The 15,022-nt window shown below is 59.4% G+C and carries 16 protein-coding genes; 12 read left to right on the forward strand and 4 right to left on the reverse strand.

What is annotated here, in order from left to right:
* Positions 1 to 7 precede the first annotated feature (7 nt).
* A complete protein-coding gene (locus MOQ67_RS05670) occupies positions 8 to 1,048 on the reverse strand; it encodes an NADP(H)-dependent aldo-keto reductase (protein WP_448675876.1) in 1,041 nt (346 codons plus the stop codon).
* Between the two features lie 248 nt (positions 1,049 to 1,296).
* On the opposite strand from MOQ67_RS05670, the gene rplM reads away from it, so the two are divergent.
* The 8 genes from rplM to MOQ67_RS05710 all read left to right on the forward strand — a co-directional run bounded on the left by rplM (position 1,297) and on the right by MOQ67_RS05710 (position 7,091).
* Positions 1,297 to 1,725 carry a 50S ribosomal protein L13 gene (gene rplM / locus MOQ67_RS05675; RefSeq protein ID WP_010568039.1) on the forward strand — a complete coding sequence of 143 codons (429 nt, stop codon included), beginning with the start codon at positions 1,297 to 1,299 and terminating at the stop codon, positions 1,723 to 1,725.
* Positions 1,726 to 1,739: 14 nt separating this feature from the next.
* Positions 1,740 to 2,132: a 30S ribosomal protein S9 gene (gene rpsI, locus MOQ67_RS05680; RefSeq protein WP_003171743.1), complete on the forward strand. Its 393-nt coding sequence runs from the start codon at positions 1,740 to 1,742 to the stop codon at positions 2,130 to 2,132.
* 266 nt (positions 2,133 to 2,398) lie between these two features.
* A complete protein-coding gene (gene petA, locus MOQ67_RS05685; RefSeq protein ID WP_026139825.1) occupies positions 2,399 to 2,992 on the forward strand; it encodes a ubiquinol-cytochrome c reductase iron-sulfur subunit in 594 nt (197 codons plus the stop codon).
* On the forward strand, positions 2,992 to 4,203 hold the full coding sequence (locus MOQ67_RS05690; RefSeq protein WP_017845421.1) for a cytochrome b: 1,212 nt from the start codon (positions 2,992 to 2,994) through the stop codon (positions 4,201 to 4,203). The genes petA and MOQ67_RS05690 overlap by 1 nt, the downstream gene beginning before the upstream one ends.
* Positions 4,203 to 4,982: a cytochrome c1 gene (locus MOQ67_RS05695; protein WP_046384697.1), complete on the forward strand. Its 780-nt coding sequence runs from the start codon at positions 4,203 to 4,205 to the stop codon at positions 4,980 to 4,982. The genes MOQ67_RS05690 and MOQ67_RS05695 overlap by 1 nt, the downstream gene beginning before the upstream one ends.
* Before the next feature lie 146 nt (positions 4,983 to 5,128).
* On the forward strand, positions 5,129 to 5,746 hold the full coding sequence (locus MOQ67_RS05700) for a glutathione S-transferase N-terminal domain-containing protein (RefSeq protein WP_010568030.1): 618 nt from the start codon (positions 5,129 to 5,131) through the stop codon (positions 5,744 to 5,746).
* A 17-nt stretch (positions 5,747 to 5,763) separates the two neighbouring features.
* The gene (locus MOQ67_RS05705) at positions 5,764 to 6,183 is read left to right on the forward strand and encodes a ClpXP protease specificity-enhancing factor (RefSeq protein ID WP_017845419.1); all 420 of its coding nucleotides are present in this window, start codon (positions 5,764 to 5,766) and stop codon (positions 6,181 to 6,183) included.
* A 158-nt stretch (positions 6,184 to 6,341) separates the two neighbouring features.
* Positions 6,342 to 7,091, forward strand: a complete 750-nt coding sequence (locus MOQ67_RS05710) for a FadR/GntR family transcriptional regulator (RefSeq protein WP_017845418.1) — start codon at positions 6,342 to 6,344, stop codon at positions 7,089 to 7,091.
* Here MOQ67_RS05710 and MOQ67_RS05715 read toward each other — a convergent pair.
* The 3 genes from MOQ67_RS05715 to MOQ67_RS05725 form a co-directional block, all read right to left on the reverse strand.
* Complete coding sequence (locus MOQ67_RS05715) at positions 7,088 to 7,282, reverse strand: hypothetical protein (RefSeq protein WP_032804233.1); 195 nt, start codon at positions 7,280 to 7,282, stop codon at positions 7,088 to 7,090. The genes MOQ67_RS05710 and MOQ67_RS05715 overlap by 4 nt on opposite strands.
* 139 nt (positions 7,283 to 7,421) lie before the next feature.
* A complete protein-coding gene (locus tag MOQ67_RS05720; protein WP_198717376.1) occupies positions 7,422 to 7,781 on the reverse strand; it encodes a hypothetical protein in 360 nt (119 codons plus the stop codon).
* Positions 7,782 to 7,895: 114 nt separating this feature from the next.
* Positions 7,896 to 9,059, reverse strand: coding sequence for a phospholipase (locus MOQ67_RS05725; RefSeq protein WP_198717377.1), 1,164 nt, complete (start codon positions 9,057 to 9,059; stop codon positions 7,896 to 7,898).
* A 223-nt stretch (positions 9,060 to 9,282) separates the two neighbouring features.
* On the opposite strand from MOQ67_RS05725, the gene kdgD reads away from it, so the two are divergent.
* From kdgD to garD, 4 genes are all read left to right on the forward strand, one after another.
* Positions 9,283 to 10,194 (forward strand): 5-dehydro-4-deoxyglucarate dehydratase, encoded by a 912-nt coding sequence (gene kdgD, locus MOQ67_RS05730; protein ID WP_046484710.1) that lies wholly within the window; start codon positions 9,283 to 9,285, stop codon positions 10,192 to 10,194.
* 54 nt (positions 10,195 to 10,248) lie between these two features.
* Positions 10,249 to 11,694: an aldehyde dehydrogenase family protein gene (locus MOQ67_RS05735; RefSeq protein WP_079442861.1), complete on the forward strand. Its 1,446-nt coding sequence runs from the start codon at positions 10,249 to 10,251 to the stop codon at positions 11,692 to 11,694.
* Positions 11,695 to 12,009: 315 nt separating this feature from the next.
* Entirely contained in the window at positions 12,010 to 13,374 is a 1,365-nt protein-coding gene (locus MOQ67_RS05740; RefSeq protein WP_046384693.1) for an MFS transporter, read from the forward strand.
* A 12-nt stretch (positions 13,375 to 13,386) separates the two neighbouring features.
* Positions 13,387 to 14,940, forward strand: a complete 1,554-nt coding sequence (garD, locus tag MOQ67_RS05745) for a galactarate dehydratase (RefSeq protein ID WP_198717378.1) — start codon at positions 13,387 to 13,389, stop codon at positions 14,938 to 14,940.
* Positions 14,941 to 15,022 lie beyond the last annotated feature (82 nt).

The following is a 15,022-nucleotide window of genomic DNA, read 5'->3' on the forward strand; positions in this document are numbered from 1 at the left end:
AGATCAATCAAGGTGCTGGATTAGGATGATCCTTCTGAATCGCCTCAATCCCCTCCAGCACCTCTTTCGACAGTTTCAGGTCAGCGCTGGCAAGGTTGCTGTCCAGTTGCTCCAGGCTCGTCGCACCAATGATGTTGCTGGTCACGAACGGCTGCTGCGTGACGAACGCCAACGCCATCTGCGCCGGGTCCAGGCCGTGTTCGCGGGCCAGGGCCACATAACGGCTGCACGCTGCTTCCGACTGCGGGTTGAAATAGCGGCTGAAGCGGCTGTATTCGGTCAGGCGGGCTTTTGCCGGGCGCGTACCGCCTTCGTATTTGCCGCTGAGCATGCCGAATGCCAGGGGCGAATAAGCCAGCAGACCGCACTGTTCGCGAATGGCGATTTCCGCCAGGCCCACTTCAAAGCTGCGGTTGAGCAGGTTATAGGGGTTCTGGATCGACACCGCGCGGGTCCAGCCGCGGGCTTCGGCCAGGGCGAGGAACTTCATGGTGCCCCACGGCGTTTCGTTGGACAGACCGATGTGGCGGATCTTGCCGGCCTTCACCTGCGCGTCCAGCGCTTCGAGGGTTTCCTCCAGCGGCGTCAGGTCGTCTTCGTCCTTGTGCTTGTAGCCCAGTTGGCCGAAGAAGTTGGTGCTGCGCTCCGGCCAGTGCAACTGGTAGAGGTCGATCCAGTCGGTCTGCAGGCGCTTGAGGCTGGCATCCAGGGCGTCGACGATGTGCTGGCGGTTGTGGCGCAGGTGGCCGCCGCGGATATAGTCGATGGTGTTGCCGGGGCCGGCGATCTTGCTGGCGAGAATCCAGTCGGCGCGGTCGCCGCGGCTTTTGAAGTAATTCCCGATGTAGCGCTCGGTGGTGGCATAGGTGTCGGCCTTGGGCGGCACCGGGTACATTTCCGCCGTGTCGAGGAAGTTGATCCCCGCGGCCTTGGCCCGTTCGATCTGCGCGAAGGCCTCTGCCTCGCTGTTCTGCTCGCCCCAGGTCATGGTGCCCAAGGCTATCGCGCTTACGTGCAGATCGGTACGGCCCAGCTGTCGATAATCCATCGGGTGCTCCTTCGGGGAAAACAATCATAAAAGCAGGTTGAATTTTTTTTCGCAATCTGCATAATTGCCCACCTCTTTCTGCAGTGGAAGTGATGCGCCGCCTGCCGAAGAATCTTGCCGTTGAACGGACGCGCCGACCCGAGCCCCCGATAGCGTCTGTATCCGGCTGCCTTTGACTTGTCAAAGTACGCACTATTCAGTAAGATCCGCCGTCTAATTTACAGGGCGGCCCCTGAGGCTATTAAAGAATGACAACTTTTACTGCAAAACCGGAAACAGTTCAGCGCGACTGGTTTGTCGTCGACGCCGCTGGTCAGACTCTGGGTCGTCTGGCCACTGAAGTCGCCAGCCGTCTGCGTGGCAAGCACAAGCCTGAATACACCCCTCACGTTGACACCGGTGACTACATCGTGATCATCAACGCTGAGCAGGTACGTGTTACCGGCAACAAAGCGCAAGACAAAATGTACTACCGTCACTCCGGTTTCCCAGGCGGCATCAAGTCTTCCAATTTCGAAGGTCTGATCGCCAAGAAGCCTGAGGCCCCGATTGAAATCGCGGTTAAAGGCATGCTGCCGAAGGGCCCACTGGGTCGCGATATGTTTCGCAAGCTGAAAGTCTATGCGGGCGCTGCTCACCCTCATGCTGCTCAGCAGCCCCAAGAACTGAAGTTTTAACGGAATAGTTCATTATGTCGGCGACTCAAAATTACGGCACTGGCCGTCGCAAAACCGCAACCGCACGCGTTTTCCTGCGTCCGGGCACTGGTAACATCTCGATCAACAACCGCACTCTGGACAACTTCTTCGGCCGCGAAACTGCCCGCATGGTAGTTCGTCAGCCGCTGGAATTGACCGAGACTGTTGAAAAGTTCGACATCTACGTCACCGTTATCGGTGGCGGTGTAAGTGGTCAAGCTGGCGCAATCCGCCACGGTATCACTCGCGCTCTGATGCAGTACGACGAAACCCTGCGTGGCGCTCTGCGCAAAGCTGGCTTCGTGACTCGTGATGCTCGTGAAGTTGAACGTAAGAAAGTCGGTCTGCGTAAAGCGCGTAAGCGTCCGCAGTACTCGAAGCGTTAATTCGCTTTACGTTGCACAAAAACGCCCAGCCTCCTTACGGAGCTGGGCGTTTTTTATTGCCTGCTATTTATGCATAAATTTCGGCGTGACAACTTGCCACAGCCGTAGACCCCCTATACTACAAGGCTTGGAGCTGGAGCTCCGGGTAATTCCCTTGTCAGGGGTGGGGCTTTTCATTACCATTCGGCAAAATTTTTATAAGTTCAGATTTAATACTTAGTAGACGCCTGATTTAACAGGCCAAAAAGCTGATGGGAGAGGACTGAATGAGCAATGACGGCGTGAATGCAGGCCGGCGTCGCTTCTTGGTAGCAGCCACATCCGTGGTGGGTGCTGCAGGAGCGGTGGGGGCTGCGGTCCCGTTCGTGGGGTCATGGTTTCCCAGTGCCAAGGCGAAAGCCGCAGGTGCACCGGTGAAGGTGAATATCAGCAAGATCGAGCCAGGCCAGCAGATGATTGCTGAGTGGCGCGGTCAGCCGGTCTTCATTGTTCGTCGAACGGAGGAAATCCTGGGAAATCTGAAAAAGATCGAAGGCCAGTTGTCTGACCCCAAATCTGAGTTTTCCGACCAACCCGCCTACGCCAAAAACGAAGCACGTTCGATCAAGCCAGAGATTCTGCTGCTGGTCGGGCTGTGTACCCACCTGGGATGCTCACCTACTTTCCGCCCTGAAGTGGCGCCGGTCGACCTGGGCAAAGATTGGGTCGGCGGCTATTTCTGCCCCTGCCACGGTTCGCACTACGACCTGGCCGGACGCGTCTACAAGTCGCAACCTGCTCCACTGAACCTACCCGTGCCTCCGCATAACTACGAATCTAACGACATCATTGTCATTGGCCTCGACAAGGAGAACGCGTGATGAGTAAGTTCATGGATTGGGTGGATGCGCGCTTCCCCGCCACCAAAATGTGGGAAGACCATCTCAGCAAGTATTACGCGCCAAAAAACTTCAACTTCTTCTACTTCTTCGGCTCCCTGGCACTGCTGGTGCTGGTCAACCAGATCGTCACTGGCGTCTGGCTGACCATGAGCTACACCCCTTCGGCGGAGGAGGCATTCGCTTCCGTCGAATACATCATGCGTGACGTCGAGTACGGCTCGATCCTGCGCCTGTTGCACTCCACCGGCGCCTCGGCGTTCTTCATCGTGGTCTACCTGCATATGTTCCGTGGTTTGCTCTACGGTTCGTACCAGAAGCCTCGTGAGCTGGTGTGGGTGTTCGGCATGCTGATCTACCTGGCGCTGATGGCTGAAGCCTTCATGGGCTACCTGCTGCCGTGGGGCCAGATGTCGTACTGGGGCGCCCAGGTGATCATCTCGCTGTTCGGTGCGATCCCGGTGATCGGCAACGACCTGACGCAGTGGATCCGTGGTGACTACCTGATCTCGGGCATCACCCTGAACCGCTTCTTCGCCTTGCACGTAGTGGCCTTGCCGATCGTGATTCTCGGCCTGGTGGTGCTGCACATCCTGGCGCTGCACGAAGTGGGTTCCAACAACCCCGACGGTGTGGACATCAAGAAGCACAAGGACGAGAACGGCATCCCGCTGGATGGCATCCCGTTCCACCCGTACTACACCGTGAAAGACATTGTCGGTGTCGTCGTGTTCCTGTTCGTGTTCTGCTCGATCGTGTTCTTTTTCCCGGAGATGGGTGGTTATTTCCTGGAAAAACCTAACTTCGAACAGGCCAACGCCTTCAAGACACCTGTGCATATTGCCCCGGTCTGGTACTTCACGCCGTTCTACGCGATCTTGCGGGCGATCCCCGACAAGCTCATGGGCGTAATCGCCATGGGTGCGGCCATCGCGGTGCTGTTCGTGCTGCCTTGGCTCGACCGAAGCCCGGTCAAGTCCATGCGCTACAAGGGCTGGCTGAGCAAGATCTGGCTGTGGGTGTTCTGCATTGCGTTCGTGATCCTGGGTGTGCTGGGCGTCCTGGCGCCAACCCCTGAGCGCACGTTGCTGTCGCAGGTCTGCACCTTCTTGTACTTCGCCTACTTCATTCTGATGCCGTTCTATACCCGGCTAGAGAAGACCAAACCGGTTCCGGAAAGGGTGACTGGCTGATGAAAAAATTATTCGTTGCATTGATGCTTGCGGCGCTGCCGCTACTGTCCTTCGCTTCCGAGCAAGGCCCTGAGTTGGAAAAAGTCGCTATCGACGTGTCTGACAAAGCGGCCATGCAGGATGGCGCACGCACGTTCGCCAACTATTGCATGGGTTGCCACAGCGCCAAGTTCCAGCGTTACGAGCGTGTTGCCGATGACCTGGGCATCCCGCACGAGGTGATGCTCGACAAGCTGGTGTTCACCGGCGCCAAGATTGGCGACCACATGAATATCGGCATGCAGCCAGCGGACGCCAAGAACTGGTTCGGCGCTGCGCCGCCCGACCTGACTTTGGTGGCGCGGGTTCGCGGCACCGATTGGCTCTACGGCTACCTGAAATCCTTCTACGAAGACCCTGCGCGTCCATGGGGCGTGAACAACGTGGTGTTCCCGAACGTCGGTATGCCTAACGTTCTGGTCGGCCTGCAGGGTCGCCAAGTGATAGGATGCAAGCAGGTTCAGGTAGTCGAGGGCGGCAAGAAGCAATTTGACCCGTTGACCGGCACGCCGCTGACACATGAAGCGTGCGATCAACTGACCATCGTGCCCAAGTCCGGCGCGCTGAACGAAGAGCAGTTCGACGAGAAGGTCAAGAATCTCGTGACCTTCCTGGCCTACTCGGCCAACCCGGTCAAACTGCAGCACCAGCGCATTGGTACGTATGTCTTGCTGTACCTGGCTTTCTTCTTCGTATTCGCTTATCTGCTCAAGCGCGAATACTGGAAGGATGTGCATTGATCCAACCGTAAGCAATTGCTGTTAATCTTGCGCGCCCAGCGGCATCTCTAACCCGTAGCGACCTGGTCATCAGGTACTACTGAGATGCTCTCTGGGCGCGCTCGTTTTTGAGCTTTCGATAATTTCAACAAGCGAGGAGGACCGCCATGGGCGTGACCAATCGGTTGGCCTGTTACTCCGACCCCGCCGACCACTATTCCCACCGAGTACGCATCGTGCTCGCAGAGAAGGGTGTCAGCGCCGAGATCATCAGTGTGGAGGTGGGTCGTCACCCGCCGAAGCTGATCGAAGTGAACCCTTACGGCAGCTTGCCCACCCTGGTCGATCGTGACCTGGCGTTGTGGGAGTCAACCGTGGTGATGGAATATCTGGATGAGCGTTACCCGCATCCGCCTTTGCTGCCGGTGTACCCGGTGGCGCGTGCCAACAGCCGCCTGCTGATCCATCGGATTCAGCGCGACTGGTGCGGGCTGGTGGATTTGATTCTGGATTCGCGCAGCAAAGAGGCGGCCCGTGTCGTGGCGCGCAAGGAATTGCGCGAGAGCCTGACGGGCGTTTCGCCATTGTTCGCCGACAAGCCTTTTTTCCTCAGTGAGGAACAAAGCCTGGTGGATTGCTGCCTATTACCCATACTCTGGCGCTTGCCGATTATGGGCATTGAACTGCCGCGGCCGGCCAAGCCGCTGCTTGATTACATGGAGCGCCAGTTTGCGCGTGAGGCTTTCCAGGCGAGTCTGTCTGGTGTCGAACGCGATATGCGCTAAGGCTTAAGGAGCCGTTGATGAACTCCAGTCGACCCTACCTGGTTCGCGCGCTCTATGAGTGGATTGTGGACAACGATTGCACCCCGCACATGCTGGTCAATTCTGAGTTTCCTGCGGTTCAGGTTCCGCAGGGTTTTGCCAGCGACGGGCAGATTGTGCTGAACGTATCGCCCAGCGCAGTGCGCCACCTGCACATGGACAACGAGGCAGTCAGCTTCGAAGGGCGTTTCGGCGGTGTGCCGCATACGCTGTACGTGCCGATTGGCGCCATCCTCGGGATCTACGCCCGGGAAAATGGCCAAGGCATGGTGTTCGATCTGGAGTCGCCTTTCGAGGATGACGAAGCGATCGACGGGGAAGATGGCGATGATGTGCCGCCACCGGATACCGAGCCACCGCGTCCAAGCGGCCGGCCGAGTCTGAAAGTGGTGAAGTAAGCGGCTTTTGCCTTCGGGCGCGGCTGAAAAATGCCTCGGCGGTTGCCGGGGCATTTTTTTGCCTGGCCGTTGTAGATGAAAGTCATGCCTGGAACGGTGATCGTACAACCGCCATGGGCTATGATGCCTGTTCAGTTCACCAAGAAAGATGACCCAACATGGAAAACACCAACACCGCCCCTCGTCTTCCCCGCAAGCGCCGCAGCCTTGCCCAGGAATTGGTCACGGTGTTGTCCGAGCAGATCCGCGACGGCCAACTCAAGCGTGGCGACAAACTGCCTACCGAATCGGCGATCATGGACGCCCATGGCGTCAGCCGCACGGTGGTGCGTGAAGCCATCTCACGCTTGCAGGCGGCGGGGCAAGTGGAAACCCGTCACGGTATCGGCACCTTTGTCTTGGATACGCCAAGCCCCAGCGGTTTCCGCATTGACCCGGCCACCATCGTGACCCTGCGCGATGTGCTGGCGATCCTGGAACTGCGTATCAGCCTGGAAGTGGAGTCCGCGGGCCTGGCCGCGTTGCGCCGCAGCGACGAACAACTGGCCGGCATGCGTGCCGCCCTCGACGCCTTGAATGAAAGCGCCGCCCATGCTGGCGATGCGGTGGCGTCGGACTTCCAGTTCCACCTGCAGATTGCCCTGTCCACCGGCAATCGCTACTTCACCGACATCATGACGCACCTGGGCACCAGCATCATTCCGCGTACCCGCCTGAACTCGGCACGCCTGGCCCAGGATGACCAGCAGCACTACATGAAGCGCTTGAGCCGCGAGCACGAAGAAATCTACGAAGCGATCGCGCGCCAGGATTCGGATGCGGCGCGGGCGGCGATGCGCTTGCATTTGACCAACAGTCGCGAGCGGCTGCGCCATGCTCACGAAGAAGCAGAGGCGCAGCGGGGTTAAGGGTAGGTCACGACCTCAAGTGCCACATCAGTGATGGGCTCGTTAAGATCGAACGGGACGGTGAGGAATCGTTTAACTACCTCGTATTGGGTAGCGGCACCTTCAAATTCGAGAATATCTCCTTTGTAAATCACGCCATCAAAGGTGATCTGCTTTTTTTTGCCGTCCGGCATATTGAGCTCGTATTTCATGGTCTTCACACGCCAGTGTTGGAGGGTGGAGTGTTGCTTTATCTGCATGCGCAAACGGCCGTGAATACCGGTCCAGATACGTCCCCAGGGCAGGTCTGGTGCCTGCGACGAGAGCGATGCGGTGCGGATAAGCGCTGTGTCACTGCGAGACCGTTATCATCAACGGCTTAGAATAGAACCTTCCCGATTCGCTGTTTATCGCGTATCGCACCTGCACCGTTTGGTTGACGAATGTCTTCAAGTCATCGGCAGCGATATCGAGCTTGAGATTCGACTCCTTCACGTAATCTTCCTTGTTGGGGTCGTACTGTTCGGCGTTCTTTTCCTGCCCTTCGGCTTCCGGGGACTCGGGGTCCGGTCCTACGATGATAGATAGCTGGGCGCTTGCGGGAACCTCATTGGGCTCGGGGATGGAAAACTTTATGCGTGCGCCGCTTGCCAGGCTCACTTGAGCCGGGCAAGAAGCGTCGCCGACAAGGCTCGGGGCTTCAATGGTCATGATTGAGTGCTCCTTTGCACAGAAGCCAGAGAGCCTGGCTCCTATGCGGGGTTATCGCCCTCGTTGAAAATCGGCGTAACTGTTAGAAATCACAGTCACGACAAACGGTACGGCTCAAGCCGGCGTATTGGGTGTGTAGTCCTTCAGCAGCAAGTACGTACTCCACCCCCACCAATCAGCAGTCCAGTGTTTGTCGTTCAGGTCATTCACGTCCTTGCGTCGCAGCACCTTGTCGCCTTCCATCTTGAACAGCGGCGAAAAGTTATTCGCCGGGTTCTGTGCTGCATTCAGGTCCGGCACATACAGCGGCGCCTTGAAGGTGGCCGGGGAGGACGTGACACCGCTGATAAACGCGTCGAAGACCTCATCGGCCGACGCCTGCACGGCGCGTTTGACCTGCGCCCGGTTGGCCGCGTCGCCGGCGTCGAAATAGCGTTTATCGCCGTAGGCATGCCACTCGTCACCGACTGCATTGCGCACCTTGAGCCCGAACTTGCTGTCTTCATCGTGCATGAAGCGGCTGATCAGCGAGCCCAGCTCCCCAGGCGTCACCACGGCGGCCAGCTGTTTGCGCGGCACGCGCAGGTGGCCGGCGGAAAACAGATCGGTCAAGAAGTGATCGGCAAAACTGTTCATCGCGTAGGCCAGCTCCAGCGCCTGGTCGGTGCCGCTTTGATGGGCGATGACGGCTTGTTGCAGCGCCGCCGTATGCCCGGCCAGGTAAGCCGACAACGCCCATTCGCCAAAGTGGTCGGCGTTGTCCGCCGCCAGCTTCAAGTAACGGCCCAGGGGGAACAGTGCCGAGACCGCGCTGCCGCCGCCGGTGATGCGGTTCCACTCTTCAGACAACGTATCTCCGAGCACAGCGTAGGCGTCGTGGGCGGATTTGCCGTCCTTGATCGCCTGGTTGACCGCGTTGATCTCCTTTTGCATCACCGCCAGGATCTTGTGTGCTTCCTCCCGTGACGCCGGCAGTCCTGCCAGTGAGTTGAATGCGGCGTTAAAGCGTTGCACGCGTTCGGCAGGCGAGGCGCCATCGCTGATGGGTTGGCCGGGGATGCCATAAAAGTCACCGCCCAGGGCAATCACTTGCCCGTAAGTCAGCGCCAGGCCGTTGGGCAGGTGCAGCTCGACGAGTCGGGCGGCAATCGCCGGGGCGTCTTTGGCGAAGCGCAACAGTGTGTCGTCGCCGATGGCAGTGTGTTCACCGCCTTCGAAACGCAGGGAGGGTAGGTTTTTTGCGGGTGCTGCGGGTGCTGCGAGTTCAAGACCGGACATGTTAGCTCCTTGCTATGTCGTAGGAATCTTCCTTTATTACTGTATGTATATACAGTTATTCGAGCATAGAGGAAAAAACTCCTACGTCAATGCGCTCTCTCTCAACAGGCGGTTCGATGAATTGCAGTTGACGAAATATTTTATAGTTGTACGATGACGTATGACATAAGCAAAACCAACAACAACCTTTCGCCAGAAAGTCTTTGCCCAGGGTGTTCGAATAATGAATCCACAAGAACTGAAGTCCATCCTCTCTCACGGTCTGCTGTCTTTTCCCGTGACCGATTTCAACGCCCAGGGTGATTTTCACCAGGCCGGCTATATCAAACGTCTGGAGTGGCTGGCTCCCTACGGCGCCACTGCGCTGTTCGCCGCCGGCGGCACCGGTGAGTTTTTCTCCCTCGCGGCCAGCGAATATTCCCAGGTTGTGAAGACCGCGGTGGATACCTGCGCCACCAGCGTGCCGATCCTCGCCGGTGTCGGCGGTTCGACCCGCCAGGCCATCGAATACGCTCAGGAAGCCGAGCGCCTCGGTGCCAAAGGCTTGCTGCTGCTCCCGCACTATTTGACCGAAGCCAGCCAGGACGGGGTTGCCGCCCACGTGGAAGCGGTGTGCAAGTCGGTCAAGATCGGCGTGGTGGTATACAACCGCAACGTCTGCCGCCTGACTGCGCCTTTGCTGGAGCGCCTGGCCGAACGTTGCCCGAACCTGATCGGCTACAAGGACGGCCTGGGTGACATTGAATTGATGGTGTCGATCCGCCGTCGTCTGGGCGACCGTTTCAGCTACCTGGGCGGCCTGCCGACTGCAGAGGTTTACGCCGCTGCCTACAAGGCCCTGGGCGTGCCGGTGTATTCCTCGGCGGTGTTCAACTTCATTCCGAAAACCGCGATGGATTTCTATCACGCCATCGCCCGCGACGATCACGCCACCGTCGGCAAGATCATTGATGACTTCTTCCTGCCGTACCTGGACATCCGTAACCGCAAGGCCGGCTACGCGGTGAGCATCGTCAAGGCGGGCGCCAAAATCGTCGGCTATGACGCCGGCCCGGTTCGCACGCCACTGACCGATCTGCTGCCGGAAGAATACGAAGCCCTGGCCGCGCTGATCGACCAGCAAGGCCCGCAATAACTTATCTATAAGGCCGCTGAGCAATCAGCGGCCTTTTGCGTCAGGAGAAGATTCGTGTCCCAAGCCAAACGTTTTGAAAACTACATCAACGGCCAATGGGTGGCTGGCGCTGATTATTGCGTCAACCTCAACCCGTCGGAGTTGTCCGATGTCATTGGCGAATATGCCAAGGCGGATGTCGTCCAGGTCAACGCTGCCATCGATGCCGCCCGCGCTGCGTTCCCGGCCTGGTCGACGTCCGGTATCCAGGCTCGCCACGACGCACTCGATAAAGTCGGCAGCGAAATCCTCGCCCGACGCGAAGAGCTCGGCACGCTGCTGGCTCGGGAAGAGGGCAAGACCCTGCCTGAAGCCATTGGCGAAGTGACCCGCGCCGGTAATATCTTCAAGTTCTTCGCCGGCGAGTGCCTGCGCCTGTCCGGCGACTACGTGCCGTCGGTGCGACCGGGCGTCAATGTCGAAGTCACCCGCGAAGCCCTCGGCGTGGTCGGCCTGATCACCCCGTGGAACTTCCCGATTGCCATCCCCGCGTGGAAAATCGCTCCGGCCCTGGCCTACGGCAACTGCGTGGTGATCAAGCCGGCGGAGCTGGTGCCGGGCTGTGCCTGGGCCCTGGCAGAAATCATCTCCCGCGCCGGTTTCCCCGCCGGTGTGTTCAACCTGGTGATGGGCAGCGGGCGGGTAGTGGGCGATGTGTTGGTCAACAGCCCGAAAGTCGACGGCATCAGCTTCACCGGTTCGGTCGGCGTCGGGCGTCAGATCGCGGTCAGCTGTGTCTCGCGCCAGGCCAAGGTGCAGTTGGAAATGGGCGGCAAGAACCCGCAGATCATTCTCGATGACGCCGACCTCAAGCAAGCCGTCGAGCTGTCGGTACAGAGCGCGTTCTATTCCACCGGCCAGCGTTGCACCGCCTCCAGCCGCTTGATCGTCACCGCCGGTATTCACGATCAGTTCGTCGCGGCCATGGCCGAGCGCATGAAGTCGATCAAGGTCGGCCACGCGTTGAAAAGCGGCACCGACATCGGCCCGGTCGTCTCCCAGGCCCAGTTGGACCAGGACTTGAAATACATCGACATCGGCCAGAGCGAAGGTGCGCGGCTGGTGAGCGGTGGCGGCCTGGTGACCTGCGACACCGAAGGCTACTACCTGGCGCCGACGCTGTTCGCCGACAGCGAGGCGGCCATGCGGATCAGCCGCGAAGAGATCTTCGGCCCGGTGGCCAACGTGGTGCGCGTGGCGGACTACGAGGCGGCGCTGGCCATGGCCAACGACACCGAGTTCGGTTTGTCGGCGGGCATCGCCACCACCTCGCTGAAATACGCCAACCACTTCAAGCGCCACTCCCAGGCCGGGATGGTGATGGTCAACCTGCCGACTGCCGGCGTGGATTATCACGTTCCGTTCGGTGGCCGTAAAGGTTCATCCTACGGTTCGCGTGAGCAAGGTCGCTATGCGCAAGAGTTCTACACCGTGGTGAAAACCAGCTACATCGGTTCGTAACACTGTAGGAGCGAGCTTGCTCGCGAAAAATCTCAACGAATACGCAGGCATTCAGGGGGCACGCGGTGCCTTTGAGTTTTTCGCGAGCAAGGTCGCTATGCGCAAGAGTTCTACACCGTGGTGAAAACCAGCTACATCGGTTCGTAACACTGTAGGAGCGGGCTTGCTCGCGAAAAATTTCAACGAATACGCAGGCATTCAGGGGGCACGCGGTGCCTTTGAGTTTTTCGCGAGCAAGCTCGCTCCTACAGGGGCGGCGTCCAGCAACACATAAATATCACCCGCAAAAAAAATAATTAGTGGGAGTACTTCTACATGCAAGCGACCAAGCCGACCCATGTCCGCTATTTGATCCTGCTCATGCTGTTCCTGGTGACCACGATCAACTATGCCGACCGGGCCACCATCGCAATTGCGGGTTCCAGCCTGCAAAAAGACCTCGGCATCGACGCGGTCACCCTCGGTTACATCTTCTCTGCATTCGGTTGGGCCTACGTGGCCGGGCAAATCCCCGGCGGCTGGCTGCTCGATCGGTTCGGCTCGAAAAAAGTCTATGCCCTGAGCATCTTCACCTGGTCACTGTTCACCATATTGCAAGGCTATGTCGGTGAGTTCGGGGTCTCCACGGCAGTCGTGGCGCTGTTCATGCTGCGCTTTATGGTGGGCTTGGCCGAAGCGCCATCCTTCCCGGGTAACGCGCGCATCGTGGCCGCCTGGTTCCCCACCGCCGAACGCGGCACGGCCTCGGCGATCTTCAACTCGGCGCAGTACTTCGCCACGGTGCTGTTCGCGCCGCTGATGGGCTGGATCGTCTACAGCTTCGGCTGGCAGCATGTGTTTATCGTGATGGGCGTGATCGGCGTCCTGTTCTCGCTGGTCTGGCTGAAAGTTATCCACAGCCCGCGCCAGCATCCGCTGATCAACGAAGCCGAGTTCAATCACATCGCGGCCAACGGTGCGATGGTCGATATGGATCAGGACAAGGGCAAGGGTAAGAAAACCGACGGTCCAAAGTGGGATTACATCCGCCAGTTGCTGACCAACCGCATGATGCTCGGCGTGTACCTGGGCCAGTACTGCATCAACGGCATCACCTACTTCTTCCTGACCTGGTTCCCGGTGTACCTGGTGCAGGACCGCGGCATGACCATTCTCAAGGCCGGGTTCATTGCCTCATTGCCGGCGATCTGCGGGTTTATCGGCGGTGTGTTGGGCGGGGTGATCTCCGACTACCTGCTGCGCAAAGGCCATTCCCTGACCTTCGCCCGCAAGGCGCCGATCATTGGCGGCCTGCTGATCTCCAGCAGCATCGTGGCCTGCAACTACGTGGATATCGAGTGGATGGTGGTGGGTTTCATGGCCTTGGCCTTCTTCGGCAAAGGCGTTGGCGCACTGGGTTGGGCGGTGGTGTCCGACACCTCGCCGAAACAGATCGCCGGGCTCAGTGGCGGCCTGTTCAACACCTTCGGTAACCTGGCGTCGATCACCACGCCGATTGTCATCGGTTACATCATCAGCACCACCGGTTCGTTCAAATGGGCGCTGGTGTTTGTCGGCGCGAACGCGCTGGTGGCAGTGTTCAGTTACCTGGTGATTGTCGGCCCGATCAAACGCGTGGTGCTCAAAGAGCCGCCAAGCCAAGGGCCTGAGTTGACCAACCTTACCCAAGCGCATTCCTGAAGGGGCCGTGTGATGCAGTTGATTGAACATGCCGACTCGCCGCGCTCGATTCGTTTGCACGAGCGCGACAACGTGGTGATCGTGGTCAATGACCAGGGTGTACCGGCCGGGACCGAGTTCCCGGACGGCCTGGTGACCGTGGATTTCATTCCGCAAAGCCACAAAGTGACCCTCGAAGATATCCCCGAAGGCGGTCGGATCATTCGCTACGGCCAAACCATCGGTTACGCCCTGGCGCCGATCCCGCGCGGCAGTTGGGTGCAGGAAGATCAACTGCGCATGCCCACCGCGCCGCCGCTGGACAGCTTGCCGCTGTCCACCGAGGTGCCAGAGGCCCAGGCGCCGCTGGAAGGCTTTACCTTCGAGGGCTATCGCAATGCGGACGGCACCGTGGGCACGCGCAATATCCTCGGCATCACCACCACCGTGCAGTGCGTCACCGGCGTGCTGGACCATGCGGTCAAGCGCATCAAGGACGAGTTGCTGCCCAAGTACCCGCATGTCGATGACGTGGTGGCGCTGACCCACAGCTACGGCTGCGGGGTGGCGATCACCGCGACGGATGCGTATATCCCGATCCGCACCGTGCGCAACCTGGCGCGCAACCCGAACCTGGGGGGCGAAGCGCTGGTGATCAGCCTGGGCTGCGAGAAATTGCAGGCCGGGCAGGTGATGCACGACAACGACAGTTCCGTCGACCTGAGCGAGCCGTGGCTGTATCGCCTGCAGGATTCCAGCCACGGGTTTAGCGAGATGATCGAGCAGATCATGGCCCTGGCCGAGGTGCGCCTGAAGAAGCTCGACCAGCGCCGCCGGGAAACCGTGCCGGCGTCCGAGCTGATCCTGGGCATGCAGTGCGGCGGCAGTGATGCGTTTTCCGGCATCACCGCCAACCCGGCGCTGGGGTTCGCTTCGGACTTGTTGCTGCGAGCGGGGGCGACGGTGATGTTTTCCGAAGTCACGGAGGTGCGTGATGCCATCTACCTGCTGACTTCTCGTGCGCAAACCAAGGAAATCGCCGAGGAACTGGTACGGGAAATGGACTGGTACGACCGTTATCTGGCCAAGGGCGAGGCGGATCGCAGCGCCAATACCACGCCGGGGAACAAGAAGGGCGGGTTGTCGAACATTGTCGAGAAGTCCCTGGGCTCCATCGTCAAGTCCGGCAGCAGCGCGATCAACGGCGTGCTCGGCCCGGGTGAACGCTTCAAGGGCAAAGGCTTGATCTTTTGCGCCACGCCGGCCAGCGACTTCGTGTGCGGCACCTTGCAACTGGCGGCGGGGATGAACCTGCATGTGTTCACCACCGGGCGCGGCACGCCTTACGGGCTGGCGATGGCGCCGGTGGTGAAGGTCTCGACCCGCACGGAGCTGGCGCAGCGCTGGCCGGACCTGATCGATATCGACGCCGGGCGCATCGCCACCGGGCGTGCGAGCATTGAGGAGTTGGGGTGGGAGTTGTTCCACTTCTACCTGGATGTAGCCAGCGGCAGGAAGCAGACGTGGGCGGAGCAGCACAAGCTGCATAACGACATTACGTTGTTCAACCCGGCGCCGATTACTTGAGACCGAGTCGCCGTTATCGGGGGCAAGCCCCCTCCCACATAGGGTCTGCGGTGTTCATCCGTTGTGTGTCTGACGCCTTCAT

This window comes from Pseudomonas sp. LY-1 (genome assembly GCF_053502595.1).

What these genes read in the sequence shown, in the direction of transcription:
- MOQ67_RS05720 (WP_198717376.1), bottom strand. Translation starts at nt 7,781, where the DNA reads ATGACCATTGAAGCCCCGAGCCTTGTCGGCGACGCTTCTTGCCCGGCT.
- rplM (WP_010568039.1), top strand. Translation starts at nt 1,297, where the DNA reads ATGACAACTTTTACTGCAAAACCGGAAACAGTTCAGCGCGACTGGTTT.
- MOQ67_RS05695 (WP_046384697.1), top strand. Translation starts at nt 4,203, where the DNA reads ATGAAAAAATTATTCGTTGCATTGATGCTTGCGGCGCTGCCGCTACTG.
- MOQ67_RS05700 (WP_010568030.1), top strand. Translation starts at nt 5,129, where the DNA reads ATGGGCGTGACCAATCGGTTGGCCTGTTACTCCGACCCCGCCGACCAC.
- MOQ67_RS05715 (WP_032804233.1), bottom strand. Translation starts at nt 7,282, where the DNA reads ATGAAATACGAGCTCAATATGCCGGACGGCAAAAAAAAGCAGATCACC.
- MOQ67_RS05740 (WP_046384693.1), top strand. Translation starts at nt 12,010, where the DNA reads ATGCAAGCGACCAAGCCGACCCATGTCCGCTATTTGATCCTGCTCATG.
- petA (WP_026139825.1), top strand. Translation starts at nt 2,399, where the DNA reads ATGAGCAATGACGGCGTGAATGCAGGCCGGCGTCGCTTCTTGGTAGCA.
- rpsI (WP_003171743.1), top strand. Translation starts at nt 1,740, where the DNA reads ATGTCGGCGACTCAAAATTACGGCACTGGCCGTCGCAAAACCGCAACC.
- kdgD (WP_046484710.1), top strand. Translation starts at nt 9,283, where the DNA reads ATGAATCCACAAGAACTGAAGTCCATCCTCTCTCACGGTCTGCTGTCT.
- garD (WP_198717378.1), top strand. Translation starts at nt 13,387, where the DNA reads ATGCAGTTGATTGAACATGCCGACTCGCCGCGCTCGATTCGTTTGCAC.
- MOQ67_RS05705 (WP_017845419.1), top strand. Translation starts at nt 5,764, where the DNA reads ATGAACTCCAGTCGACCCTACCTGGTTCGCGCGCTCTATGAGTGGATT.
- MOQ67_RS05690 (WP_017845421.1), top strand. Translation starts at nt 2,992, where the DNA reads ATGAGTAAGTTCATGGATTGGGTGGATGCGCGCTTCCCCGCCACCAAA.
- MOQ67_RS05725 (WP_198717377.1), bottom strand. Translation starts at nt 9,059, where the DNA reads ATGTCCGGTCTTGAACTCGCAGCACCCGCAGCACCCGCAAAAAACCTA.
- MOQ67_RS05710 (WP_017845418.1), top strand. Translation starts at nt 6,342, where the DNA reads ATGGAAAACACCAACACCGCCCCTCGTCTTCCCCGCAAGCGCCGCAGC.
- MOQ67_RS05670 (WP_448675876.1), bottom strand. Translation starts at nt 1,048, where the DNA reads ATGGATTATCGACAGCTGGGCCGTACCGATCTGCACGTAAGCGCGATA.